The organism is Archangium sp. (assembly GCF_036277355.1).
Classification (GTDB): domain Bacteria; phylum Myxococcota; class Myxococcia; order Myxococcales; family Myxococcaceae; genus Archangium.
On record NZ_DASUNC010000166.1, the window covers coordinates 44,515 to 68,830 of the forward strand.

Annotated in this window: 21 protein-coding genes; 12 read left to right on the forward strand and 9 right to left on the reverse strand. The window is 67.9% G+C overall.

The window, feature by feature from the left end:
- The first annotated feature begins 29 nt into the window (after positions 1 to 29).
- The 5 genes from VFZ09_RS40790 (at position 30) to VFZ09_RS40810 (ending at position 6,171) form a co-directional block, all read left to right on the forward strand.
- Positions 30 to 2,741, forward strand: coding sequence for a M1 family metallopeptidase (locus VFZ09_RS40790; RefSeq protein WP_329733198.1), 2,712 nt, complete (start codon positions 30 to 32; stop codon positions 2,739 to 2,741).
- 339 nt (positions 2,742 to 3,080) lie between these two features.
- On the forward strand, positions 3,081 to 3,431 hold the full coding sequence (locus VFZ09_RS40795; protein WP_329733199.1) for a hypothetical protein: 351 nt from the start codon (positions 3,081 to 3,083) through the stop codon (positions 3,429 to 3,431).
- Between the two features lie 69 nt (positions 3,432 to 3,500).
- A complete protein-coding gene (locus tag VFZ09_RS40800; RefSeq protein ID WP_329733200.1) occupies positions 3,501 to 3,878 on the forward strand; it encodes a GNAT family protein in 378 nt (125 codons plus the stop codon).
- A 21-nt stretch (positions 3,879 to 3,899) separates the two neighbouring features.
- Positions 3,900 to 5,528, forward strand: coding sequence for a DUF2339 domain-containing protein (locus tag VFZ09_RS40805; RefSeq protein ID WP_329733201.1), 1,629 nt, complete (start codon positions 3,900 to 3,902; stop codon positions 5,526 to 5,528).
- A 166-nt stretch (positions 5,529 to 5,694) separates the two neighbouring features.
- The gene (locus VFZ09_RS40810; protein ID WP_329733202.1) at positions 5,695 to 6,171 is read left to right on the forward strand and encodes an NUDIX hydrolase; all 477 of its coding nucleotides are present in this window, start codon (positions 5,695 to 5,697) and stop codon (positions 6,169 to 6,171) included.
- A gap of 68 nt (positions 6,172 to 6,239) precedes the next feature.
- Here the strand turns inward: VFZ09_RS40810 and VFZ09_RS40815 are convergent, their stop codons facing one another.
- Together VFZ09_RS40815 and VFZ09_RS40820 are read right to left on the reverse strand one after the other, a co-directional pair.
- Positions 6,240 to 6,944, reverse strand: coding sequence for a hypothetical protein (locus tag VFZ09_RS40815; protein ID WP_329733203.1), 705 nt, complete (start codon positions 6,942 to 6,944; stop codon positions 6,240 to 6,242).
- 107 nt (positions 6,945 to 7,051) lie between these two features.
- On the reverse strand, positions 7,052 to 7,615 hold the full coding sequence (locus VFZ09_RS40820) for a hypothetical protein (protein WP_329733204.1): 564 nt from the start codon (positions 7,613 to 7,615) through the stop codon (positions 7,052 to 7,054).
- Positions 7,616 to 7,997: 382 nt separating this feature from the next.
- Here VFZ09_RS40820 and VFZ09_RS40825 point away from each other — a divergent pair, with 382 nt between their 5' ends.
- Positions 7,998 to 8,345: a hypothetical protein gene (locus tag VFZ09_RS40825; RefSeq protein ID WP_329733205.1), complete on the forward strand. Its 348-nt coding sequence runs from the start codon at positions 7,998 to 8,000 to the stop codon at positions 8,343 to 8,345.
- A 201-nt stretch (positions 8,346 to 8,546) separates the two neighbouring features.
- On the opposite strand, the gene VFZ09_RS40830 is transcribed toward VFZ09_RS40825, so the two are convergent.
- Positions 8,547 to 10,046, reverse strand: coding sequence for a carboxypeptidase M32 (locus tag VFZ09_RS40830; RefSeq protein ID WP_329733206.1), 1,500 nt, complete (start codon positions 10,044 to 10,046; stop codon positions 8,547 to 8,549).
- Between the two features lie 67 nt (positions 10,047 to 10,113).
- Between VFZ09_RS40830 and VFZ09_RS40835 the strand changes: the two genes are divergently transcribed.
- Positions 10,114 to 10,659 (forward strand): hypothetical protein, encoded by a 546-nt coding sequence (locus VFZ09_RS40835; RefSeq protein WP_329733207.1) that lies wholly within the window; start codon positions 10,114 to 10,116, stop codon positions 10,657 to 10,659.
- A 59-nt stretch (positions 10,660 to 10,718) separates the two neighbouring features.
- Entirely contained in the window at positions 10,719 to 11,435 is a 717-nt protein-coding gene (locus tag VFZ09_RS40840; RefSeq protein WP_329733208.1) for a hypothetical protein, read from the forward strand.
- A 102-nt stretch (positions 11,436 to 11,537) separates the two neighbouring features.
- On the opposite strand, the gene VFZ09_RS40845 is transcribed toward VFZ09_RS40840, so the two are convergent.
- The gene (locus tag VFZ09_RS40845; protein WP_329733209.1) at positions 11,538 to 13,157 is read right to left on the reverse strand and encodes a peptide chain release factor 3; all 1,620 of its coding nucleotides are present in this window, start codon (positions 13,155 to 13,157) and stop codon (positions 11,538 to 11,540) included.
- A 177-nt stretch (positions 13,158 to 13,334) separates the two neighbouring features.
- Here VFZ09_RS40845 and VFZ09_RS40850 point away from each other — a divergent pair, with 177 nt between their 5' ends.
- Positions 13,335 to 13,724 carry a RidA family protein gene (locus tag VFZ09_RS40850; protein WP_329733210.1) on the forward strand — a complete coding sequence of 130 codons (390 nt, stop codon included), beginning with the start codon at positions 13,335 to 13,337 and terminating at the stop codon, positions 13,722 to 13,724.
- Positions 13,725 to 14,266: 542 nt separating this feature from the next.
- On the opposite strand, the gene VFZ09_RS40855 is transcribed toward VFZ09_RS40850, so the two are convergent.
- The 3 genes from VFZ09_RS40855 to mads1 are packed head-to-tail and all read right to left on the reverse strand — an operon-like array spanning position 14,267 to position 18,214.
- Positions 14,267 to 17,638: a hypothetical protein gene (locus tag VFZ09_RS40855; protein ID WP_329733211.1), complete on the reverse strand. Its 3,372-nt coding sequence runs from the start codon at positions 17,636 to 17,638 to the stop codon at positions 14,267 to 14,269.
- Complete coding sequence (locus tag VFZ09_RS40860; protein WP_329733212.1) at positions 17,638 to 18,021, reverse strand: hypothetical protein; 384 nt, start codon at positions 18,019 to 18,021, stop codon at positions 17,638 to 17,640. The genes VFZ09_RS40855 and VFZ09_RS40860 overlap by 1 nt, the downstream gene beginning before the upstream one ends.
- Entirely contained in the window at positions 18,014 to 18,214 is a 201-nt protein-coding gene (gene mads1 / locus VFZ09_RS40865) for a methylation-associated defense system helix-turn-helix domain-containing protein MAD1 (RefSeq protein WP_329733213.1), read from the reverse strand. The genes VFZ09_RS40860 and mads1 overlap by 8 nt, the downstream gene beginning before the upstream one ends.
- Before the next feature lie 197 nt (positions 18,215 to 18,411).
- Here mads1 and VFZ09_RS40870 point away from each other — a divergent pair, with 197 nt between their 5' ends.
- The 3 genes from VFZ09_RS40870 to VFZ09_RS40880 are packed head-to-tail and all read left to right on the forward strand — an operon-like array spanning position 18,412 to position 22,127.
- Positions 18,412 to 18,594, forward strand: a complete 183-nt coding sequence (locus VFZ09_RS40870) for a MerR family DNA-binding transcriptional regulator (protein ID WP_329733214.1) — start codon at positions 18,412 to 18,414, stop codon at positions 18,592 to 18,594.
- The gene (locus VFZ09_RS40875; RefSeq protein WP_329733215.1) at positions 18,591 to 19,574 is read left to right on the forward strand and encodes an ATP-binding protein; all 984 of its coding nucleotides are present in this window, start codon (positions 18,591 to 18,593) and stop codon (positions 19,572 to 19,574) included. Before VFZ09_RS40870 ends, VFZ09_RS40875 begins: the two co-directional genes overlap by 4 nt.
- Before the next feature lie 3 nt (positions 19,575 to 19,577).
- Complete coding sequence (locus tag VFZ09_RS40880) at positions 19,578 to 22,127, forward strand: S8 family peptidase (protein ID WP_329733216.1); 2,550 nt, start codon at positions 19,578 to 19,580, stop codon at positions 22,125 to 22,127.
- Positions 22,128 to 22,412: 285 nt separating this feature from the next.
- Here VFZ09_RS40880 and VFZ09_RS40885 read toward each other — a convergent pair whose 3' ends face one another.
- Both VFZ09_RS40885 and VFZ09_RS40890 read right to left on the reverse strand, forming a co-directional pair.
- On the reverse strand, positions 22,413 to 23,252 hold the full coding sequence (locus VFZ09_RS40885) for an ion transporter (protein ID WP_329733217.1): 840 nt from the start codon (positions 23,250 to 23,252) through the stop codon (positions 22,413 to 22,415).
- 58 nt (positions 23,253 to 23,310) lie between these two features.
- Complete coding sequence (locus tag VFZ09_RS40890; RefSeq protein WP_329733218.1) at positions 23,311 to 24,060, reverse strand: Uma2 family endonuclease; 750 nt, start codon at positions 24,058 to 24,060, stop codon at positions 23,311 to 23,313.
- Between the last annotated feature and the right edge of the window lie 256 nt (positions 24,061 to 24,316).

Here is a 24,316-nt window from a genome sequence, read left to right on the forward strand (position 1 = left end):
GTTCTCCCGCCACTTCATCGAGGGAGTCCATGCACCTCCGCCTCCGCCACACCCCGTGGGCACTGCTCACGCTCACCCTGGCCTGTGCCACGCCGCAGCAGAGCACCACGCCCACCGCGCCTCCACCCCCGGCCGCCGAGGCCGAGACGCCGCGCCCGCCCACCTTCCGCCTGGGCACCCAGGTGAAGCCCACGAGCTACAAGGTGGAGCTCACGGTGGACGCGGACCAGGAGGGCTTCAGCGGCGTCGTGGAAATCCCCCTCGAGCTCTCCGAGCCCACGCGGCAGGTGTGGCTGCACGGCAAGGGCCTGACGGTGAAGGAGGCCACGCTCACGGCGGGAGGCCAGTCGCAGCCGGCGCGTGCGGTGACGGAAAACGACAACTTCATCGGATTCCTGCTGGAGCGCCCGGTGGGTCCGGGCACGGCGACGCTGCGCGTGGCGTACCAGGGGCTCGCGCTGGCGAAGGAGACGGTGGGCCTCTTCCGCCAGAAGGATGGAGACCACTGGTACGCGCTGACGCAGTTCCAGGCGAACTACGCGCGGCGGGCGATTCCGTGCTTCGACGAGCCGGGCTTCAAGGTGCCGTGGCAGCTCACGCTGAAGGTGCCGGAGAAGCAGCGGGCCTTCTCCAACACGCCGGTGGAGTCCGAGCAGAAGGGCCCGGACGGGTGGAAGACAGTGCGCTTCCGGCCCACGCCGCCGCTGCCTGGCGAGGTGGTGGCCTTCGCGGTGGGCCCCTTCGAGACGGTGGACGCGGCACCCGCCGGACAGAAGCGCACGCCGGTGCGCATCGTGGTGCCCAAGGGCCGCACGGCCGAGGCCGCCTATGCCGCCCAGGCCACGCCGCCGCTGCTGGGCCTGCTCGAGGACTACTTCGGCATGCCCTACCCCTACGAGAAGCTGGACGTGCTGGCCATTCCGCGGCCCGTGCTCTTCGGGGCCATGGAGAACCCGGGCCTCATCACCTTCCAGATGCCGCTGCTGCTCGCCCGGCCCGAGCACGACACGCTCTCGCGCCAGCGCGAGTTCGCGCTGACCCAGGCGCACGAGCTGGCCCACCAGTGGTTCGGCAACCTCGTCACCCTGGCCTGGTGGGATGACACCTGGCTCAACGAGTCCTTCGCGGACTGGCTCTCGCTCAAGGTGACGGGCCAGTGGCAGCCCTCGTGGAGCATGGACGCCGAGCGCGTGCGCAACCGGGCCCACGCGATGAAGGCGGACCGGCTCGTCACCACGCGCCGCATCCAGCAGCCCGTCGAGAGCGAGGGCGACATCCTCACCGCCTTCGACAGCGCCATCACCTACCACAAGGGCAACGCGGTGCTCGCCATGTTCGAGTCCTGGGTGGGCCCGGAGCGCTTCCGCGACGGCGTGCGCGCCCACATGCGCAACCACGCCCACGGCAACGCCACCGCGGCCGACTTCTTCCAGGCCCTCTCCGAGTCCTCGGGCACCGACCTGACGGCCGCCCTCTCCACCTTCCTGACCCAGCCCGGCGTCCCGCTCGTCTCCATGGGCCTGCGGTGCACCGCGGGCGCGCCCCCGAAGCTGACCCTGTCACAGCGCCGCTTCCTCCCCGTGGGCTCGCGGGGCGCGGGCACCGCGGAGCAGACGTGGCAGGTGCCCGTGTGCGTGCGCTACGGCACCGGCAAGCAGGAGGCGCGGGCCTGCACGCTGCTCACCGACAAGACGGGCGAGCTCGTGCTCACGGGCGCCACCGCCTGCCCCGAGTGGCTCGCCCCCAACGCGGACGCGCGCGGCTACTACCAGGCGAAGCTGGAAGGCGATCTGCTCCAGAAGCTGACGCGCGGGGGCGCGAAGCAGCTGTCCCTCACCGAGCGCATGGGGCTGCTCGGCGACGCGCAGGCGTTGATGGCCAGCAACGCGCTGCCGGTGGACGAGGCGCTCGGCGTGGTGACGAGCCTGCTGCCCACGGATGACCGCGACCTGCTCACCGTCGCGCTGAACATGGTGGGCTCGCTGCGGCGCGAGTTCATCCCCGAGGCGCTGAGGCCCAAGTACGCGGCCTTCGTGCGCCGCACGTTCGGGGACAAGGCGCGCGCGCTCGGCCTGCAGCCGCGCCCGGGCGAGGACGAGGCCACGCGCCTGCTGCGGCCCTCGGTGGTGCGCGTCGTGGCGCTCCTGGGCGAGGAGCCCTCCCTCCAGGCCAGCGCCCGCGAGCTGGCGCGCAGGTGGCTGGAGGATCGCCGTGCCGTCTCGCCGGAGATGGTGGAGGTGGTGCTGCCGCTCGCCGCGAGGAAGGGGGATGCCGCGCTCCACCAGCGCCTGCTCGCCGAGGCCCGGAAGACGCAGGACCCGGCCGAGCGCGGCAAGCTGTTCACCGCGCTGGGCTCCTTCCAGGATCCGGCGCTCGCCCGCGCCTCCACCGCCCTGATGCTCTCCGACGACTTCTCCACGCTCGAGGTCAGCATGGGCCTGGTCAACGGCATGATGGGCGAAGAGGGCACGCGCGAGCTGTTCTTCACCTACTTGAAGGACCACTTCGACGCGATCATGGCCCGGATGCCCGAGGAGATGGGTGGCCACATGCCGGCGCTCGGTGCCTCCTTCTGCGACGCCACGCACCGCCAGGACGTGGAGGCCTTCTTCCGGGAGCGCGCGGCCCGCTACGCCGGTGGCACGGAAATCCTCGGGCGGGCCCTGGAGCACGTGGACCTGTGCATCGCCCAGCGCGAGGCCCTCCAGCCCGGACTCGTGCGCTTCCTCTCGCGCCAGTAGCGGAAACCCCGCGTGTTCAGCGTCTCCACCGTTGGACTCACGCGGGGCGTCATCTTCTGTCACGAGTGACGAGCTCGCCCGTCATTCGTGAGGGCCTCGCCCATCAGCCCTGTTCCCTTGCATCCGGGCGGCCAACGCACGCGCCCGGGTGCTTTGCCGGAGTTTCACGAAGAGCGGGGCGGGAACTCCGGTGCGCGCCTGTGCGTCCTACTCGATGGCAGTAGGCGTGCGGAGCAGTGTCATGGAGCCGATTGAACATGTGGCTCGCGGGGCGAAGGTTCAGGTTGCGGCTGGGGGGAACGTGCGTAGCTTTGAAGCCGCTGTGGAGGTGGCGCGGGCATGTCTGGAGTCCGACTGGGTGGCGCGACGGCCGACATCCATCACTGCATCGCCGCGAGCCTGAGCTGTCAGGCCTCGTGCGAGGCGGCGATGGAGCAACTGGCCGCCAAGGGAATGCGCGCTGACAGCGAGCCGATGCGCCTGCTGCGCCAATGCGCGGAGTTGTGCGAGCTGAACGCCCGTGCCCTGCAAAAGGACAGCCGTCTGGCGCGGCGCACGGCGACGCTGTGCTTCGAGCTGAGCAACCAGGTGGCCCGTGCCGCGTGGCTGGACGGAGACCTGTCCGCCAACGTGCTGGCACGCGATGCACTGCAGCTGGCCCGGGCGTGCCGGCCGCTGCTCTTCACCTGACGGAGCAAGTCCCCTCTCCCCCTGGGAGAGGGCGAGGGTGAGGGTCTTCTTCCCGAGGAGGACCCCACCGTGCAGACACCGTTCTTCCTGGGCCCCATCGTGCTGCGGGACGGGGACCGGATGATCGGCACCACCGGTCTGCACGACCTGGACTTCCGGAGCAGGCGAGCGACCTTCGGCATGGTGATCGGCGAGCCGTCCGAGTGGCGCAAGGGCTACGGCGCGGAGGCCACGCGGATGACGCTGGACTACGGCTTCGGCACGCTGAACCTGAACCGGGTGCAGTTGGAGGTGCTGGAGCCCAACGTGGCGGGCATCCGCGCCTACGAGAAGGCGGGCTTCCGCCGCGAGGGCGTGATGCGGCAGCACCACTACGTGGACGGCGCGTACGTGGACACGTGGGTGATGGGCATTCTGCGCTCGGAGTGGAAGCCCGGCCCGGCATAAGGTGCGGCGCACGAGGAGCGCATGGCGGAGGGAGACACGGAGGATCTGCGGGACACGGTGCGGCGGCTGGAGGAGACGGTCGCCCGGCTGGAGGCGCGCATCGAGCAACTGGAGACGGAGGCCCCCGCCGTGGAGCCCGTCGAGCGCGTGCCCGAGACGGAGCGGACGCAGGACCTGGAGGCGCACCTCGGCACGTACTGGCTGAGCCGGGTGGGCATCGTGGCGCTCATCATCGGCTTCGCCTTCCTCATCATCTATCACTTCGGCGAGCTGGGGGTGCTGGCGCGGGTGGGCGCGGGCTACCTGCTGAGCGCGGGGCTGGCGGCGCTGGGCCTGTGGCTGTCCAAGCGGCACGAGCTCTTCGGGCGCATCGTCTTCGGTGGAGGCCTGGCGCTCGCCTACTTCGTCACGTACGCGCTGCACTTCGTGCCGGCGGTGCGGGTCATCGAGAGCGAGCCCCTGGCGCTGGTGCTGCTGGCGCTCAACGTGGTGGGCATCGTCGTCATCGCCCAGCGGATGCAGTCGGAGACGGTGGCGGGCATCGCGCTCTTCCTCGGGTTGCGCACGGGGATGCTCAGCGACATCACCTCCTTCACGCTCATGTCCACCACGATGCTGGCGGGCGGAGCGCTCTTCTTCCTGGTGAAGAACCGCTGGGTCTTCGTGCCACTGTCGAGCCTGGTGGCCGTGTACTCGACGCACGTCGTCTGGGCGATGCGCGAGGAGGCCCTCGCCCCGGGCCAGCCCGACAGCGAGCGGCTGGCGTTGAGCCTGTCCTTCCTGGCGCTCTACTACGTCATCTTCTCGGTGGCGCTGCTGGTGCACCCGCGCGAGATATCGAGGCGCGCGGCGCTGTCCTTCGCGCTGCTCAACTGGGTGGGGATGCTCGTCCTGGGCGCGGTGGAGGTGGGGCGCTGGGGCGAGCCGCACCTCTTCACCTTCTTCGTGGCGCTCGCGCTGGCGCAGGGCGTGGGGGCCGCGGTGGCGGGGTGGAGGAACTCGCACCCGGCGGTGCTCCAGGCCTTCCTCGCCACGAGCGGCCTCACGCTCGCGCTGGGCCTGCCCTGGGAGTACGAGGACTCGGCGCTGGTGCGGGCGTGGACGGCGGTGGGAGGGGTGGCGGGAGTCGCCGGGCGGGCCCTGGGCGCGGGTGCCCTGCAGGTGGTGGGCGTGGGCATCCTCTACGTGGCGCTCGTGGCCACGTGGCAGGTGCCGTCGTCCACGGGACGCGCGCTCCTGGACGCCGCCCTGCTGGTGGGCTTCGTGCTCGTCGAGCGGGCCGCGGTGGCGCGGACGGAGCGGCTGCCTCCGCCGCTCGAGGGGAGCCGCCGCGGCGCGCTCCAGTTCTCCTGCGCGGCCGGAGCGGGGCTCGCGCTGGTGTGGCTCGTGGGCGAGCGGATGCCCGAGGATCTCACCACGCTGGGCTGGGGCATGGCGGCCTTCGGGCTGTTCGCCCTGGGCTTCGCCGTGCGCGAGCGCTGGTACCGGTTCGTGGGCCTCGCGGTGCTGGCCTTCACCCTGGGGCGCCTGGTCTTCGTGGACCTGTCCGGGCTGCCACCGGACCAGCGCATCCTCACCTTCATCCTGCTCGGGCTGATGCTGCTGGCCGTGTCGTACGTGTACACGCGGCTGCGCGGGAACCGGAGCTGAGCGGGCCTGCTCCATCACCGCGATGCTCAGGGTGATCCGACAGCTCGCGAGCATCCATACCTCCAAGGAGAAGGGTCTCCCAGGGGAATGGAGGCCGGATGATGAGCCCGCGACGCCAGATCGACCAGGGAAGGCCACTCGGCTACCGTGTCAGGCAGGAGGCACCGTGAGCTCGCTCGTCGATCCCCTCATGCGCATGGCGTACCGGGGCGCCTACACACTGGCGCTCGGGTACTGGTTCGTGCGCCGCCCGGAGACGACGGGGACCCTCGTCGGCGTGTGGCACGGCCGCGAGGTGCTGCTGCTGCAGAACTCCTACAAGCGCGTCTTCAGCATGCCCGGCGGAGGCCAGCACCGGGGCGAGTCCCCGCGGGAGACGGGCGCACGCGAGCTGCGCGAGGAGGTGGGGCTGAGCGTCGCCCCGAGCGAGCTGCGCGAGGTCTTCGAGGCCCGGGGCACCGACGAGTACAAGCGCGACCGGTGCTTCTTCGTCGAGCTCACGGTCGAAGCGCCACCCAGCCTCGCCCTCGACAACCGCGAGGTGGTATGGGCCGCGTTCATCGACGTGGACACGGCGCTCCAGCTGCCCCTCGCGGAGATGGTGCGCGCCTACCTCGAGGACGCGGCCGCGCGGCGTGCCTGACCTGCCGGTCGCGCCCAACAGCTCGCCAGCACCTGAGCCGCGCCTGTTACCAGAGCTGGTGGGTCCTCCTACTCACCGGCGCCATCTGACGAGTCCTCTGTCTCGCACTCCCCCCAGGCCGCCAGGGCCGATGCCACATGGAGGAGGGAGTGGCGCTTCAACATCGGGTGATGCACCGCGAAGTAGTGCTCCCCGGCGATTGTCACGAATGAATAGGGATGTGCTGGGTGGCTCATCAACCATGCCTCCGCTTCCACGCGCGTGGCGAACGAAGGTGTCCCCAGGGGAATTCCCCTGGCGGTGAGCGATTCCAGCACCGGCTCCAGGGGATGATCGCGATACATTCCGCGCGTATTGTCCTCACGCATATACCAGAATTGGTAATACTCATCGCCGATGAGGATGCGGACCGGGCTCGGTGGCTCCGTGACGCTCTCCATCCAGGCATGGGCCTCCTCATGAGTGGCGAAGTGCGCGATGGCCACCGGGGCGTAGTCCAGCCGATTGACGACGAAGCCATCCGCTTCTTCGAGTTGCCCCGTCTCGGCGATGAAGTTGATGAGGGCGATGAGAACGCGCACCTGCTGCTTGTGTTCAGGCTCAGGCGTCTCGTCCAGGGTTTCGAGCAGCAATTGCATCGCCGGTTGCGCGAGCGTCCCTTCATGTTTGCCCAGACGTGTACTGACGAAGGGCCGTTCCGCTGGAAGCTCTCTCCTGAGGGAGTCTTCGAACCGGTAGACCTGGCCTGTCACGCGGACGAAGTCGTCGAGCATCCTCACATAGCTCCAGAGCTTCACTTCCTCGTGCCACCCCTTCGTCTCCGCTGCTCGCCACCGGGTCCCCATGAAAAGCACTACGTCCGCAAGCTGCTCATGGATTGTCACCTGCATGCCCCCCCGAGCTGGATTTCGGGGAGCATCCCCGGAGAGATTTCCGCCATGACCAGGAGTGGCGCCAGAACGAGGACCGCGCCTCCCGAGCCGGCGACCACGACAGCAAAGGACACACCGGCGATGACCACGACGGAGCCCACGACAAGCTCCGCACGATGCTTCTTGAGCCAGTCAATGGCAGGTTCTATCGCATCGAACCCGGCGGCGTACTCCTCTGTCCACTCACCGCGGCCCTTCGTGCATTCAACAAAAGCATCCATGCAGTTTTCCGGACACCACCATCCCCTGGCGATGCGCCACGGCTGTACCCGGGTGTCCTGGTATTTGCGGCGACCAATCGCAAAGGGCCTGCCACTCCTGAGACAGTCCATTTCGCACTGCGCACGCCGTCCCTCGCAATACGCCCTCAAGTCCGACGAGGAGACACGCACGATGTCTCGACGGACGTTCCTCATGCGCATGGTGTGCTGGAACTTCGCCAGATCAAACTCCTGCAATGGAACCCAGGCGTGCAGCACCTGCCCATCTGCCTGTTGCTCGAGAACAATCACGTACCTGGTCAGATCCTTGGGGGCCGTGGGTCCGACCGCTGCGGAGTGTGCCGCACCGCAGGAAACAAGCATGAGGGCAAGGCTCATCGCCATCGCTCTGTGTATGACCAAGGCTGTTCTCATGGGGGCAGCGTATCACCGCCCTGCGCACGGCTCCGGCATTGGCGTGAGGCGCGAGCAGGCTCCACGGCGCCACTTGGCCTCGGTTGGCCCTCGCGCCGGGTCCAAGCCGCACATGCGGTGGGCACTCCCAGGTGCTCCAGACTCGCTCGCACTCCTGCTACCCCCCCTCATGAAACCGATACTTATAGGGCCTGGAAGAGACCTATAGGTTGAAATAGACCCTATAGGTACTATCCATGAATTGAAGAAGGAGAATCGAATGAAGGAGGACGATCGAGTGCCAGCTATCTTCAACCCCCAAGACTCCATCTTTGTGGACGCCTCAGACGGCCATGGACCCGGCTTCTACTACCGTGTGGGGTTCGGCCCTGAGGAGTGGGATCATGGAAGCGTACCGGTCTTCAAGGACCAGATCTTCGACCCGCGTATCAGCAGAATCAATGGCCGCCAGCCAGCGAGCAAGCCAGTCAAGAGCGGGCGTCAGACGGCAACCTGCAACGAACTCTGGGAGGTCATTCGCGCCTACATCGATCTTGCGCGTCGGAACGATGTAGCAGTGCCAGAGGATCTGCAAGCGGCACTACCGCCAAGACCTTTCCGCCCGTAGACACATTTGCGGAAAACATAGAGGGGAGCCGGGTGGGCGCGGATGCCCTCCTGCGCCCCTCTTCACCTCACCGAGTCAGGCGGGATGCGTGTTTCTCAATTGGGCCTCGACTTTAGCCATTTTTGACCAGCTCCCTCTGACACCCCTCTGGGAAAGCGCTTCGTTCTTCCCTCTGGGGCGCCCAAAATGGCGAGAGTCGAGTCAGAGGGTGACGCCGTAGAGGGCGCCGTACTTGGACTCGAGGTAGGCGAGGAAGTCCACGTCGGTGAGGCCCTGGCCCGTCACCTTGCGCACCAGGTCCTCGGCGTGGAGGCGGTAGCCCTCGGCGTGGATGTTCGTACGCAGCCACTCGCGCAGGGGTTTGAGCTCACCACGGGCGAGGCCCTCCTCCAGCCCGGTCATGGCGCGCTGCGCGGCGCGGTAGAGGGACGCGGCGTAGAGGTTGCCCAGCGCGTACGTGGGGAAGTAGCCGAACTCGCCCCAGGACCAGTGGATGTCCTGCAACACGCCCTGCATGTCGTCCGGGGGCGTGACGCCCAGGAAGCGCCGCATGCGCTCGTTCCACGCCGAGGGCAGCTCGTCCAGCGGCAGCTCGTCGCGGATGAGCATCAGCTCCAGCTCGTAGCGCAGGACGATGTGCAGGTTGTACGTCACCTCGTCCGCCTCCACGCGGATGAGCGAGCGCGAGACACGGTTGAGCCCCGCGTGGAAGGTGTCCAGGTCCACGTCCGCGAGCGCCCGCGGGAAGGCCTCGCGCAGCACCGGGAAGTAGTGCGTCCAGAAGGGCCGGCCGCGCCCCACCTGGTTCTCCCACAGGCGCGACTGCGACTCGTGCAGGCCCATGGAGGGCCCGTTCGCCAGCGGCGTGCGGTGGTGGGCCGGGGAGAAGCCCTGCTCGTACAGGCCGTGTCCTCCCTCGTGCAGCGTGCTGAAGAGGGCCGAGAGCGTGCCCTCCTCCAGGCCCGTGGTGAGGCGCACGTCCAGGGGGTGCTGCGCGTTGGAGAAGGGGTGGATGCTCTTGTCCAACCGCCCCGCCTCCAGGTCGAAGCCCATGTCCCCCAGCAGCCGCAGCGAGAGGCGCCATTGCGTCTCGGGGTCGAAGCTCCGGCCCACGAAGAGGTCCTCCACCTTCCGCGGCGCCGCCTGGAGGGCCGCCACCAGGGGGATGAGCTTGTCGCGCAGCGCGCTGAGCACCGGGGTGAGGCGCGCCACGCGCATGCCGGGCTCGAAGCCCTCGAGCAGCGCGTCATAGCGCTCGCCGCCGTGCCCGTAGGCATCCGCCTGCTCGCGGCGCAGGGCCAGCAGCCGCCCCAGCGCGGGCTTGAAGACGGAGAAGCGGTTCTCCTTGCGGGCCTCGCGCCACGCCATGAGGCCCCGGCTCTGCGCCTCGGCGAGCGCCTGCACCAGCGCCTTGGGCACCTTCACCGCCCGGTCCCGCTCCTCGCGGAGCACGCGCGCCATGGCCCGCTGGTCGTCCGTGAGGCTCGGGTTGCCCACCGCCCAGGCGAGCAGCTCGCCCAGCCGGGGGTCCACCAGGCGCTCGTGGTGGAGGCCCTGCACCGTGGAGAGCTGGTGGGCCCTCGACTCCGCCGCCTTGGGAGGCAGGTAGGTCTCCTGGTCCCAGGTGGCCAGGGCGATCAGCCCACCGAGATCCCGAAGCTCGTGCATCCGGGCGAGCAGCGCGTCGAAGGTCTTGTCCATGGCGGATTCTTTAGTCCGAATCGCCCCGGACTTCCGCAACGCGCGGCATTCGGTTAATTGCCCCACCATGGCCAGCCAGCTTCAGTACTTCATGTCCCCCGACGACGAGGTCGCCTTCTTCCGCTTCCTCGAGCGCTTCGAGCTGGAGGTGTACCCCCGCCGCGTCCCCCCGGACTGGGAGGCCTTCCGCGCCAGCCAGGAAAACGTCCCCCGCCTGCCCGAGGAGGACCTGTACCTCGTGGCCGTCAGCGTGGGGCCCGCCATCGTGGACAAGGTGAAGCGCGGCCCGGACAAGGGCTTCTGGCGCATCGACGAGGTGCGCTCGCCCGTCATCTTCATGGAGCGCTGCCGGATGAACGAGGAGGGCGAGCTGCTCAGCGGCCAGATGTGGGCCGAGATGGAGGTGACGCCCCAGACGGGCCGCAAGGACGCCGCCTCGGACCAGTTCCGGCGCATCTACCGGGAGATTGAAGAGTACCTGAAGAAGACGTTCCGCAAGGGAGACCCCAAGGCCTTCCTCGTGGGCCCCAAGGCCGCGCGCCTCTACAAGGAGACGCGCCTGGTGCTGCGCGACTCGGCCCACCGCGGCGGCACCGTGGTGCCCTACAAGTGAATTAGACTCCGGCTCTCCCCGGCACCTGTGTGCCGGTGGTGTGACCCGGAGACGCGACCGTGCGACGATTCCCTTCCCTGCTGCTTCCCCTCTCGCTCGGCCTCGTCCTCGTGGCCGCCTCCTGCGACCCGGACGGGCCCGGCGGGGACTCTGGCAACGACGCAGGGGAGGAGACCCCCACGGACGCGGGGGATGACGCGGGGAGTGACACCGACGCGGGCACGGACGCGGGCTCCGACCCGGGCACCCCGGACGCGGGAACCGACGCGGGCACCGAGGAGCCGGGGGACCCTTGCGTCCTCGCCGATCCCCAGCCCTCCACCTGCGCCTACGGCTCGTACTGCAGCTCCCGCAGCAGCACCTGCCAGCACGTGCCCACGCCCACCTGCGAGAACTTCAACACGTTCCCCGTCTCGTGGGATCCGGCCACGGCGACCGGCCCGGTGACCTACGCCGCCGAGCTGCTCTCCTTCGCGACCGATGACACGCGCTGCGTTACCGCTCGGCCCATGTTGATCCGGACCCGCGTCCGGGCCTATTCGCCCTCGGGCGGGCTCCCCACGGACGCGGCCGGGCTCTCGAATGTCTTCAGCTATTACCGCGCGGACGGCTCGACCATCTCCGACGCCGGCCAGTACAGCAACATCGTGACCAGCGCCGACGGGAAGAACATCGAGTTCGTGGTGAGCACCTGCGTCCGGTCCGATCAGCCCTCCGTCAACCTCGGCTTCCACTTCGAGGGCGGCAACGGGCTCTGCCAGACCGCCTCACGGTAGACGGCCTTCACGGATTCAACCCGGGGCCCCTGGCCCCCTCACCCCGTCCCTCTCCCGGTGGGAGAGGGGTGATGGGCGGAGAGCATGGGCGCCGGGGGAGGCTCAGCTCCCCGTGGCGGCCAGCTGGCGCAGGATGGGCGCCGCGGAGAGGAACTTCAGCTCCGGGTGCTTCTCCTCGGCGTGCTGCAGCGCCCAGTCGTCCCGGAAGAGCACCAGCGGCAGCCCGTCCCGGTCCTGCACCGTCTGCCGGTTGCCTTCCCAGTCGAACGTCTTCGGATCGAAGTTCGGCCCCACCACCCACCGCGCGTGGCTGAAGGGCAGCCGGTCCAGCAGGATGCGCGCGCCGTACTCGTGCTCCACCCGGTACTGGAGCACCTCGAACTGCAGCGCTCCCACCACGCCCACGATGGGATCCTTCATGCCCATCCCGAGCTGCTGGAAGATCTGCACCGTGCCCTCCTCGGAGAGCTGCTCCAGGCCCTTCTCCATCTGCTTGCGGCGCAACGGGTCCTTCGAGCGCACCACGGCGAAGTACTCCGGGCTGAAGCGCGGCACGCTGTCGAACAACAGGTCCTCGCCCTCGCAGAGCGTGTCGCCGATGCGGAACAGGCCCGGGTCGAACAGGCCGATGACGTCCCCCGGCCACGCGTCCTCGATGGCCGTGCGCTCGGCCGCGAGGAACTGGCTCGGCTTGGCCAGGCGCACTTCCTTGCCCAGCCGCGAGTGGAACGCGCTCATCCCCTTGGTGTACCGGCCCGACACCACGCGCATGAAGGCGATGCGGTCGCGGTGCGCCGGGTCCATGTTCGCTTGAATCTTGAACACGAAGCCCGCGAACTTCGGGTGCGTGGGCTCGCGCGGCCCGTTCTTCGTCTGACGCGACGTGGGCGCCGGCGCCAGCTCCAGGAAGTGGTCCAGGAAGGGCCGCACGCCGAAGTTCGTCATGGCGCTGCCGAAGAACATGGGCGTCAGCTGGCCCTTCTCCACCTTCTCGCGGGTGAACTCGTCGCCGCCGATGTCCAGCAGCTCGATCTCCTCCTTGAGCGTGGACAGCTCGCGCTCGTTCAGCACGGTGAGGATGTCCGGCGAGTCGATGGGGATGGAGCGCTCCTGAACCTCGGACTCACCATGGCGGCCCTCGGCGGAGAAGACGTGCACCACCTTGGACTGCCGGTCGTACACGCCCCGGAACTCGGGCCCCATGCCAATGGGCCAGTTCATCGGGTAGGCGCGGATGCCGAGCACCTGCTCCAGCTCGTCCATGAGCTCCAGCGGGGCGCGGCCCCAGCGGTCGAGCTTGTTGACGAAGGTGAAGATGGGGATGCCGCGCATGCGGCAGACCTTGAAGAGCTTCTTGGTCTGCGGCTCGACGCCCTTGGCGGCGTCGATGAGCATGACGGCCGAGTCAGCCGCCGCGAGCGTGCGGTAGGTGTCCTCGGAGAAGTCCTGGTGGCCCGGGGTGTCGAGCAGGTTCACCGCGTGGCCGCGGTAGGGGAACTGGAGCACCGAGGAGGTGACGGAGATTCCACGCTCCTTCTCCAGCTCCATCCAGTCGCTGGTGGCGTGGCGGCTCGCACGGCGGGCCTTCACGCTGCCGGCCAGGTGGATGGCGCCGCCGTAGAGCAGCAGCTTCTCGGTAAGCGTCGTCTTACCGGCGTCGGGGTGGGAGATGATCGCGAAGGTTCGCCGGCGGGCGACTTCCTGGTCGAGCTCGGATGCCATATCGGGAAGGGAACTATCACGGGGCGTGCGTTTTTTCGCGGGCTTCCACATGGGGGAGCCGTCCCGCCGGAAGGCAGCCGGGCCAGCGGGCCCCCGCCTGGACCCCGGGTATGTGTCCACTTCCGCTCGGAGAGCGCTAGGGTGGGGGGTTCCTCCACCCCTTTCCCCAGGAGCCCCATGCAGCGCACCACCTACTCGACTGGAACCGCCTGGGAACCGCGTGTGGGCTATTGCCGGGCCGTCCGCGTGGGTCCGTTCATCACCGTCTCCGGCACCACCGCCACGGATGCGTCCGGCCAGGTGGTGGGCGAGGGAGACATCTACGCCCAGACCGTCCAGGCGCTGAGCAACATCCAGACGGCGCTCGAGGCCCTGGGTGGCCGGCTGGAGCACGTGGTCCGCACGCGCATGTACGTGACGGACATCTCCCTGTGGGGGGACGTGGGCCGGGCCCATGGCGAGTTCTTCGGCACCATCCGCCCCGCCACCAGCATGGTGGAGGTGAACCGCCTCATCGACCCGGTGATGCTCGTGGAGATCGAAGCCGACGCCCTCGTTCCCGGCTGAGCGGGGAAGTCAGCCCAGCAGCGTCAGCCTGGGCCGCCGCGCAGCCGTGCCAGTTCGGCGAGGGCCTCGGCCAATTGGCGCTCGGATTCCTCCCGGCGCCGTTTCTCCTTGGCGCTCACTACCCAACTCAGGCGCTCGTGCGGTTCTACCCCCACCCTGGCCACGAAGTGCATATCCCCTTCGGGTGGCGCCTCCTCGGAGACCGGAAACCCGGGCGGCAGTCCCTCGACGGTACGCGGTTGGGCAACGGGGCGATGGCACGTGGCGAGCGCCGAACGGGCGCCCACGTCGGCGCGGGGGCGCGCCCGGAGCGGTGGTCCGGGGCGTGGCGCGGGTCGCGGGCGACGGCGCGCACGCGGGGCCAGCGTGGGCGACGGGCGCGGGACCGTTGATGAGCGACTGGAGGTCCGGCGACGGTGGTCACGCTATTCCTCCGATCCGTCTCAGGGCGGCAGTTTCGCAAGTCCCGCCTGCGTTGGGCTCCGTTCCCTGTTTGACTTCGTTGCGGCCGAGGACCGGAATGAGCTCGAAGGAAGCTGCGGTCATGCGAGCCCTCCGATGCGGCCCTGAAGCTCCAACCCCAACGAGTTCTGACGCTCGACGAGCCAGGCGAGGAGTCCACGAAAGGCCGCGAACGGAGCACTCGATGCACGCAGCGAACGTTGATCCTGGTCCCAGACCACGTTGAGAAGCGTCGCCAGGTCGTCTTCAACGTCGTCATCCCGGTAGACGGACCTCTCTTCCCCAGGCTGAAGCTGCGCAACGAACCACGGGAGCACGCGTAGGCGAATCGGCGCGGCCGCAGATTTCGAGAGCCAGCGAGCGAACTTCCCGAGTCGTCTGCCCCCCTGGGGGGCGTTCTCCATCCACAGAGAGATGACGTCCCAGATGCGAAGCACGTGGTCCGCATGCCGATCGGACCACAGATTGCTCACCCAGTAGTCGATGCCGATCAGCGCATCCCATACCTCCTCATGCCAAGGCCACCGACGCTTGCCATCGACGTCAGAGAAAGCGCGCCTTGCGATTTCACGAAGAAGCGGCGCATAGGTCGCTGGCGTCTCTCCGGTGGCGAGAGCCCGACGGTGTAGGGCTGTCAGGAACTTCTCCGGCCAATCATGGGCCTCACTGTGGAGATCGATGAGCGCCGTCCAGAACTGCTCGGGGTTCTCGTTTGGTCGCAGTTGCAGCACCGCCGCAGCCACATTCTCGAGGACCCATATTTCGTCCTCGTGGGGATACTGTTGATCGCGTCGCTGCAGGTCGGCGCGCGGCCTCGCCGCGACGACCTCGAGCGCGACCCGCCAGAACTGGACAACGCTTGCCCGCTCCTCCGGGCTCTGCGCTTCATCGGGCGGGGGCATCCACTCGTGACTGCACCGCACGAGATGGAAGTCCATCAGCATGTAATCGGGCCACCGGCGACGAAGAGCATCGATTTCGACGAAGCGGTTCGCGTCGCCGAACCTGCTCCAGTCGACTGGCAGAGGAGCCAGCGAGCCGTCAACGAAGGACGACACCGACTGCTCACCCCAGCTCGCCACTTCACCTTGCAGTCGCTCGTGCAGTTGTTCATCAAGCGGCGGGACCAGGTGCTGCACGCTACGCAACACATCGACCCGGTCCCGCACATGCGCCCAGTCAAGCGCAAGCCGACGCAGTCGTCCGAAGTCGGCACCAAGCGTCGCCCGGGACTCCGCACATCGTGCGAACAGCAGACGAACCGTCGCGTACTTCTCCGCGAAGACCATCTCCGCCACGAGGCGACGCCACCGAACATCCTGCGGCTGACGTGCCCACAACATGGCGGCGGACTCAGCGACAAAGCAGTCCCAAGTCCACGTCGAGACAGCGTGCTTGGATCTGAACCCATCCCGCTCCGGGAGGTCGCCGCTCATGAGGGACTCAAGAGCCCCTTCGAGTTCCTGACGTCGAGTTGCATCTTGGGAGACCCATTCATCGTGCCAGAGCAGCACCGCGATGCCGCCCGTGATGGCGTTGACGTACTCGTCACCCAAACGCTCCTCGTCACCGGGAAGCGCCGGGCCTGCCTTGGCAAGCTCCCGAACGCGCACCCATGTCTGCCAGAGTTCATCTAGCTGAGCATCGGTCTGGACACGCCGCTCATCGAGGATCGTCCTGCAGCGTATCGGGAAGCCCGTGACGAGCATCCGATCGTTCATCGCTTGATGCTCGGTTGCTCTCTCGGCCTGTACTCGTTCGAGCGCGACGTTGACGATGATCAGCCCGTGCGCCGGATCCTCGCGCATCTGGTAGTTCGCGGGATCGAGCCACAGGTTGAGTTGGTCAGCCATCTCGATGAGCCGCTCGCCATCAGCCCTGCGCTTCTTCCACCAGTCTCGGGCCGAGGCGAAGAAGGCCTGCATCTCCTCGCTCTTGAGCAAGCGCTCCGTCGCTACATGGCGCAAGTCACGTTTTCGGTGCTCTAGACCGTGGAACTGCTGTGCGAGCTTGATGAACTCCTGCCCCAGCATGAACGCACCGATCATCAGGTGCGAGCGCCCTTGCACGAGCTTGTTGATCTCCCAAGAGTAGAGCTCAGGGCCTGACAGCAAGGCTCGCAGGGGGCCGTCGAAAAGGCTCGTCTGGCGCTTTCCGATGTCGCAGAGAACTCCGAGAGCCGCTACAGACCGGCTACGAGCAAGAACAGCGGAGATCTCTTCAGCGATGTCGTCGCCCGCGTCAAGGCGAAGGTAGAAATACTGCTCGAGCGCCATGAGGGAAGCCTCAACTGCGTCCGGTGGATTCCCCAGGCCTGAACTCCAACCGTAGACGGTTGCATCGCCCTCGAAGGTCAGGGCGTTCGAGCCCTCACTGAGCAGGGTCAGACTGCGCGCAGGCGCTGCGGCCATTGCCTGGTCGATTTCTGCTTCGGTGTGACCGTCTGCGACTGCCTGGGCACGCCACTCTCTCCGCTCTTGCTCGGCGCGCTCGCCAGCACGTGCTGTGGCGAAGTCGACGAGCCGCATGATCAACTCCAGCCCCTCCGCGAAGTTGCCTCGAAGACATACGAGAAATGGTCCCTGCGTGTAGAGCGCTGGCTGCCATTTGTGTCGGCTCACGAGATCAAGTTCGAACTCGTGCAGCCGACTGCTGCCCCAGTCCTCCTCGTGAGGTGGTTCGATTAGCGCTGCGAGGACAACCTCCCGCGCGACCGTCGGGCGTACCCGGAAGAGATGTTGAATAACTGGAGTGTCCAGAACAACGTCTTGGAAGGTTTCGTCGACGCGCGCGAGCGGACCGTCTGGCCAGGGGCCGCGCATGATCCCGGTGCTGAACATGCTGCGTGGTCGCGGTTGAGGCGGTGTCGACTCGTCTGCAGCCACTGCGGGCCGGGGAATGCGCTCCGCTGCAGTCCTTGCGAGATGGGCGACCTCGTCAGGCCGCTCGGGCGCTGCCATCAGGGCGCACTTGTAGAATCTCCCGCGCTCCTCGCGCTCTCCGTAGTCATCGCGAGAATCAATTGCGCTCTGGCCGAGCAAGATGGCTAGCTCGGCCGCTTCGCGTCGTCGGATGGAACCGGGCGGAACGAACTCCAGCCACATCTCGACGACCTTGGCGACCTCGGACGGGGCAACGCGAAGAGCCTCGACGCGATGGGCGTGCAGGACCGCGAGGACATCGAGCCAGTATGGCCAGTGCGGCCGGCGAAAGGCCGCACGCGCCGCGTTGGCGTCCATGCCGACAGCGCGAGCAATCGCCTGCATCTGCTCGTTGGGAACTGTAGCGAAGGCCAAGAAGCGCGTCAGGAGCCGCTGGAGAAGAACGCCATCCGCAGCGACGAGATCCGGGAAGAGGCTCTCGAGCAACGGCCCCGCGTTCATGGCGAAGGCAGGAGCCTCGAGGAGGAGGTCTCGAATGATGGTCAGGTTGCCCCTGTCGAAGGAGGACATCAGCCCCTTCCACTCGGCGACGCCGTTCTCACGCTCGAGCAGGTGAACTCCGAGGAGCCGGATCGCTCGATGCCACAGGGGCGACTCGTGGCGCCCTTGAAGAAAGCTCGCGAGGTCGGCCCGATGGTTGAGACGAAGTCCTGGAAGCGCGGATCCTGGTCCACGAGGTCGCTTGCCAGCGTGACCGTGCCTGCCGACGAGCACGAGCCCCACTTCCGCAGGCTGAACTTCGACGTGTTGTAGAACGCTTGCCCGGAGGCCGAGCAGAGCGCCGCGTACTGCTCGGTGATGCCGGTCTGGTCAAGCATCGCCTTCGTCTCGAGGACCTTCTTCAGAAGGGAGAGAGCTCGCACGGCGAGCGGCGGGTTGCCGGGGCTACGCATCCCCATCCTCCTGACGGCGTGGTGAGGTGGTCTGGGCCTGAATCCACGCGTCGATGTCGACCCGCCGGAATCTCCACTGGCCGCGGACCTTGAAGGCCGGAATCTCCCCCTTCTGCGCCATCGTGTAGACGGTCTTGTCCGCGACCTTCAGCAGCCTCGCGACCTCTTGGACCGTGAGTATCTCATCGCTCATCCGGAGGGGCTCCGCGCGGAGGAAGGCGAAGGCTTCCAGCCGTTTCCAGAGTGCGGCAGCGGATGGGGCGGCAGCAAGCCGACCGAGGCGGCTCGCGCCCGGAAGGACCTGCTCGCCTGCGCAGCAGCCACCTTGTCCTCGCGATCAAGGTTGTATAAGCTTTGCGGGTGGGCGTGCCCGAAAGCGACGACGACGAAATGCTGACGATCAAGGCGGCGGCCGAGGTGCTCGAGGTGAGCGAGCAGACCCTCCGGCGCTGGGACAAGGCCGGGAAGCTGCGGGCGAAACGACACCCGATGAACGGGTACCGGCTGTACCCTCGCCGCCAAGTTCTGGAGCTACGGAGGCGGATCCACTCAGGATCCGAGAACGCATCATGAAGGCGGACATCCTCAAGCTGCTGCTGCAGTCTCACGCGGAGGGCGACGAGTCGTCGTTCCGCAAGGCAGCGCTGCAGCTTGCGGCGGCCGAGAGCACCGCAGGCCACGTACGCGTCGCGGAGGAGATTCGGGCGATCATCGCCAAGATGCCCGCGACGAGCGTCCGCAAGAAGATGCCCGTCGTCGACATCGCCGCACCACGCGGTGATCTCGCGGACATCCTCGAGGGCGGCCACCGCGAGGAGCGCCTCCGCGACATCGTCTTGCGTCCCGAGGCAGAGGAGACGCTCAAGCGCGTGCTCTCCGAGAACCGGTCGCGCGCACGGCTCGAGCGGTTCGGCGTGTCGCCGCGTCGCCACCTGCTCTTCCACGGTGCTCCCGGCTGCGGCAAGACGCTCGCGGCCGCCGTGCTCGCCGGCGAGATGGGCCTGCCGTTGATGACGGTGCGCTTCGACGCGCTCTTCTCGCGCTTCCTCGGGGCCACCGCCGTGCAGCTCCGGGCGATCTTCGCGGAGATGCCGCGCCGCCCGGGCGTGTACCTCTTCGACGAGTTCGACTCGGTTGCCAAGGCCCGTGGCGACTCGCAGGACGTCGGCGAGATGAATCGCGTCGTCACCGCGTTCTTGCAGCTCGTCGACGCCGACATGAGCGGCAGCATCCTCGTCGCCGCGACCAACCACGTCGAGCTGCTGGACCGGGCCGTGTTCCGCCGCTTCGACGTGATCGTGCCCTTCGACAAGCCGACCCGCGAGCAGATCGCGGAGCTGATGAAGCTGCGGCTCTCGACGGTGGGCCTCCGCGATGATGCGGCCACACGTCTCGCGGCTCACGCAGAGGGCTGGAGCTTTGCGGACGTCACGCGCGCCTGTGATGATGCGGTCCGCACGATGGCCCTCGACGATCGTGAAGAGATCTCCGAGCGTGATGTTGTCCTGGCCCTCGAGGATCTCAAGCGACGCAACGTACCGGCCAGGAGCTGACCCATGGCCGACGCGCGGCTCCCGCTCCTCCGAGGTCGAATCACCTCGGTGGACACCTATGAAGCGCCTCAGCAAGGCGGCGGTGTTCCGCCCGCGATGCCCTCGCTCGATCCGAAGGCCCATCGCTCGGCGCTGATCCAGCAGCTTGACGCCATCACGCAGCAGGTGAACGCGCGCGCCGAGACCACGCGTGACGAGCTGGCCAAGCGCGAGATCGTCGCCGTGCGGCCAGCGGCGAACACGCAGCTCGCGGCGGACCAGCTCGACGAGTCGAAGGCGGACGCACGCCTCGTCGGCGTGATGCCCGAGACCGGGACGGTGCTGCTCGATGTGGCCAGCGCCGACCTCGGCTACCTGCGCGAGAAGATCGAGGCCTTCGCAGACGACTCCAAGGTCATTGCGAAGACGAAGAAGGACGGCTCGCCCAAGCTGGATGAACACGGCGTTCAGGTGACGGCGCGCGCCTCGGAGAAGGCCATCGCGCCGGTGGGCAGCATCGGTCTTGCGCGACTGGAGGATGTCGGCGTTGGCCAGCGTCAGGTCAACGCGATTCCCGCCGACCGTGCGTGCTGGTTCGAGATCGGCTGTCGTGGCGGGTATCGCTCCTCCGAGCAGGACACCCTCAACAGCCGCGCGCAGATCGCTCGTCAGCTCCACCGCCTCGGCGTGAGCCAGAAGCTCGACGAGTTCCTCGGCCCCGAGCAGGTCTACTTCTTCGTGCGCGTGACGCGGGCGCAGCTCGCTGCGCTACAGGCGGCGACCGACTGCATCTACGACGTCGAGCTCGCGCCGCAGCCTCTGCGCGATCTCAAGCTGCTCGACGGCCTCGAGACGAAGGACATCGCGAACTTCGAGCTCACCAAGCCGCACGAGGATGCCCCGTCGGTCGTGGTCCTCGACACCGGTGTCGCCACAGGCCACCCGCTGCTCAAGTCGGCGATCCTGACGGCGACCACCGCTGGCCCCGAGATTCCATCGCCCGAGGACACCCACGGCCACGGCACGATGATGGCGGGCCTCGCGCTGTACCACGACGTCGGCGCCGCCATCGAACGTGGGAGCGCCGAGGCGCCACACTGGCTCCAGAGCAGTCGGCTGCTGATCGCGCCCGGCTATGGCACCTCGTCCGACGAGAACTACGAGAAGTGGCCAGTCCTGACCGAGCAAGCGGTTCACGCCGCCGAGAAGGCCGACGACCGCGCGCGCAACCGCGCCTTCGTCCTCGCGATCACGCGCACGATGCAAGACCCGCCGCTCGACGGGATCGCGCCGACGTTGTGGAGTCAGGCCGTCGACCAGATCGCCTTCAGCAAGGGACAGGGGCGCCTCATGATCGTCTCGGCGGGCAACGCGCGTGACGAGCAGTGGCTCGCGTTGGCCGAGCAGCATCCGCTCTTGCAGCTCTCCGAGAAGATTCACCAGCCCGCGCAGGCCGTGAATGCGCTGACCGTCGGCGCATTCACCGCGCGTGTCGAGCTGCCGAACGACAAGGACTACGCGGAGGCTCGCGTCGTCGCGACGAAGCCGGGCGGCATCTCGCCGTACACGAGCACCGGGCTCGTCGGAAACGAGTGGCCCATCAAGCCCGACGTCGTGTTCGAGGGCGGCAACCTCGCGATCAGCGGCACGCTCCCTAACGACACCGTGCCGACGCTGTCGGCGCTCACCACGAGCATTCGGCACACGCACGGCAGGCCCGTCGCGCTGATGTCTATGACGAGCGAAGCCGCTGCACGCGCAGGTCACCTCGCGGCGCACATCTGGAGGCTCGAGCCCAAGCTTCGTCCCGAGACGGTACGTGGCCTCATCGTCCACTCGGCGAGTTGGTCGAAGGCGATGCTCGACGACTTCCCCGGCATGAACGATCGGCTCCTCGCGTGCGGCTACGGCGCGCCCAACGAACGGCTCGCGGCGGAGTGCGCGCAGGGCGTGGCGACGATCGTCGTCGAGGACTCGATGCCGAACGCGGTCATCGAGGAGGAGCCGAAGAAGAAGCCCCCGAAGCGCGCTACGACCAAGACGACGGAGCCGAAGGTCCGGCGCAAGGTGAAGCTGTACAAGCTGCCGATACCCGAGAGCCTGCTGACCGACGCGGACCCCGACGTCGAGTTGCGCGTCACGCTCTCGTACTTCACCGAGCCCAACAAGTTCGGGCGGCGCACGTACCACGGGCTCGATCTCAAGTGGGATATGCAAGGCCCGCAGGAGTCCGACGACGCGTTCATCCAGCGCATCAACGTCTTGAAGCGCGCGATGGACGCTAAGGGGAAGCGCGTGAAGCCCGCCAAGACCAAGTCGTTCGATTGGGACATCGGCATCCAGGCTCGGAGCCGAGGCACCGTCCAGAGCGATCGATGGCGCGGGAAGATGTCTGCGCTGGTCGGCGACAAGCTGATCGCGATCGTGCCGGTGCTCGGCTGGTGGGAGCAGCGGAAGGCGCTGCGGATGCAGGAGATGAAGTTCTCCCTCGTCGTCTCCGTGTTCGGGCCTGGCGTCTACGCCGCCATCAAGCCAAGGGTCGAGATCGAGCCGCGCATCACGCTCGAGGTGTGAGGCCCGCCCACGCCGCCCGCTGCTCGGCCCACGCCCCTGCGTGGGCCACCGCCCGCAGGGTCCGCTCGGCCATCGGCGCAGCAGGGCTCTGGCCGTCGCACTCGGCATGACAACCCGGGTAGCCGGTTCGCGTGCGGGATTTGACGATCTAACGCGACTGCGTCACTCCCCTCGGAAGCCGGTAGGCGCGCTCCGAGGGGAGATGCCCTGATTCTGACGCAGTAGTGCGAAAGTGCATCTTTCTCCGTGGGGCGCAGCTGCTCCATGGGACGCGCCTCGGAGAGGTCAGCCCAGCAGCTTGCGCTTGGCCGCCGTGAACTCCTCTTCCGTCAGGTGGCCCCGCTCCTTCAACGCCGCGAGCCGCTCCAACTCCTGGGCCAGGCTCTGCGGCGGTGCGGGCGCATCCTCGGGCGCCGCGCCGCCCACCGCGATGATGGCCGCGCTGATGCTGGAGGCCACCACGCCAATCAGCCCGATGCCCATCAGCATCAGCACCGTGGCGACGAGCCGGGCCAGGCCCGTCCGCGGGGTGATGTCGCCGTAGCCTACCGTGGTGGTGGTGACGATGGCCCACCAGAGCGCGTCACCGAAGTGGCTGAGCGCGGGGTTGGTATCACGCTCCAGCAGCCACACGACCGAGGCCAGACTCAGCACCACCGAGGCGGAGATGACCAGCGTGTGCCCCAGCTTGTTGCGGTTGATGAGCACATCCACGAAGGCCAGCCCGCGCAGGCGCCGGAGCGCGGTGAGGGCGCGCAGCAGCCGCAGCACCCGCGCCAGCCTCAGCACCTGGGCGATGCGCAGGAAGGCGAACGCCTCGAAGTAGAGCGGCACGAGGCCCGGCAGCTCGTACCAGTGCCGCTTCCACCACGCCTTGCGGTCCTCCGCCCTCGCCCACCCCACGACGAAATCGCCGAGGAAGAGCAGGACGAAGAGCAGGTCCACCGCCGCGAGCACCTGGAAGCGGGGATCCGGCCAGTGGATGCCCTCCAGCTCGACCCAGAGGATGGGCCCGAGGCTGGCCACCGCCAGCACCACCATCAACAGGTTCCACGCGGCCTGGCCGCGTGCACCGCCCCCCTCCGTCGCTTCCGGAAGGGCTTCGAGCGCCTCATGCCGTTCCATGAGCCTCGACGCTACGCGACAGGTGGCCTCGCGGAAACCCCTGTCTGGAGGGGCCGTGTCAGCCCGGCTTGCCGCGCAGCCGGGCCAGCTCGGCGAGGGCCTCGGCCAGTTGGCGCTCGGACGCCTCCCGGCGCCGCGTCTCCTCGACGCGCAGACGAGCCTCCTCAGCGCGCAGGCGTGCTTCCTTGGCGCGTAGACGTCTCTGCTCCGCGAGCTGCTGCTCGAGCTCAACGCGCACCTGCGCATCCCGGGTGCGCTGAACTTCGAGCGAGGCGATCATCTCATCCGCCTCCAGCAGTGGCACCCCATCGCGAAGGAAACGCAGCCGCTCGCCCTCTACCCGCAGGTCCAGACCCAACACCTCGGACGCGAAGCGACCCTGCTGCGGCAGGGCCGCGCGATAACGCCGCCGGCCCGCCGACAACCTCCACCCGGTGAGCCGCAAACGCCCGCGATCGAAGAGGAAATACTCGCGGATGCCGAGCCGGGCGAAGCGCTCCACGTTGCGCTCCAGGTCCTTGCGCCGATCGCCCGCCACATGAATCTCCAGGGCGAAGTCGAGCCCCTTGCCCTCGGCGCTCACCACCCAGCTCATGCGCTCGTGCGTTTCCACCCCCATGACGGCGATGACATCGGGAGCGAACATGCGCTCGCCCGGGTAGTACACGGGCAGCTCACAGGCCAGGTACACCTTGCGGCCCGTGCGCGTGAAGAACCCTCCCAGCACCTGGCGTATCCGAACCTTGGCATTGAAGTGCGCATCCCCTTCGGGCGGAGCCTCCTCGGAGACCGGAAACTCGGACGGCAATCCGTCAACGATACGCGCCCGTTCCTCGGGAGACAGCCGCTCCCATACCTCCTACGGCGGCGCGCGCGGATCATCCGGATCGATGCGGTAGGGCCCGATACTCATGATAAGCGCTCGGCGGAAGGCAGCTGGTCGTCGGATGGGGATGGCATCGGGGTGGCCCCTCGTGCAGGGACCGGGCAGCCGGACCCGAATCCCCTGCACCTGACCTCCGAGACGATATCCATCCCACGTGACTTCACAAGTCACGCGGGGT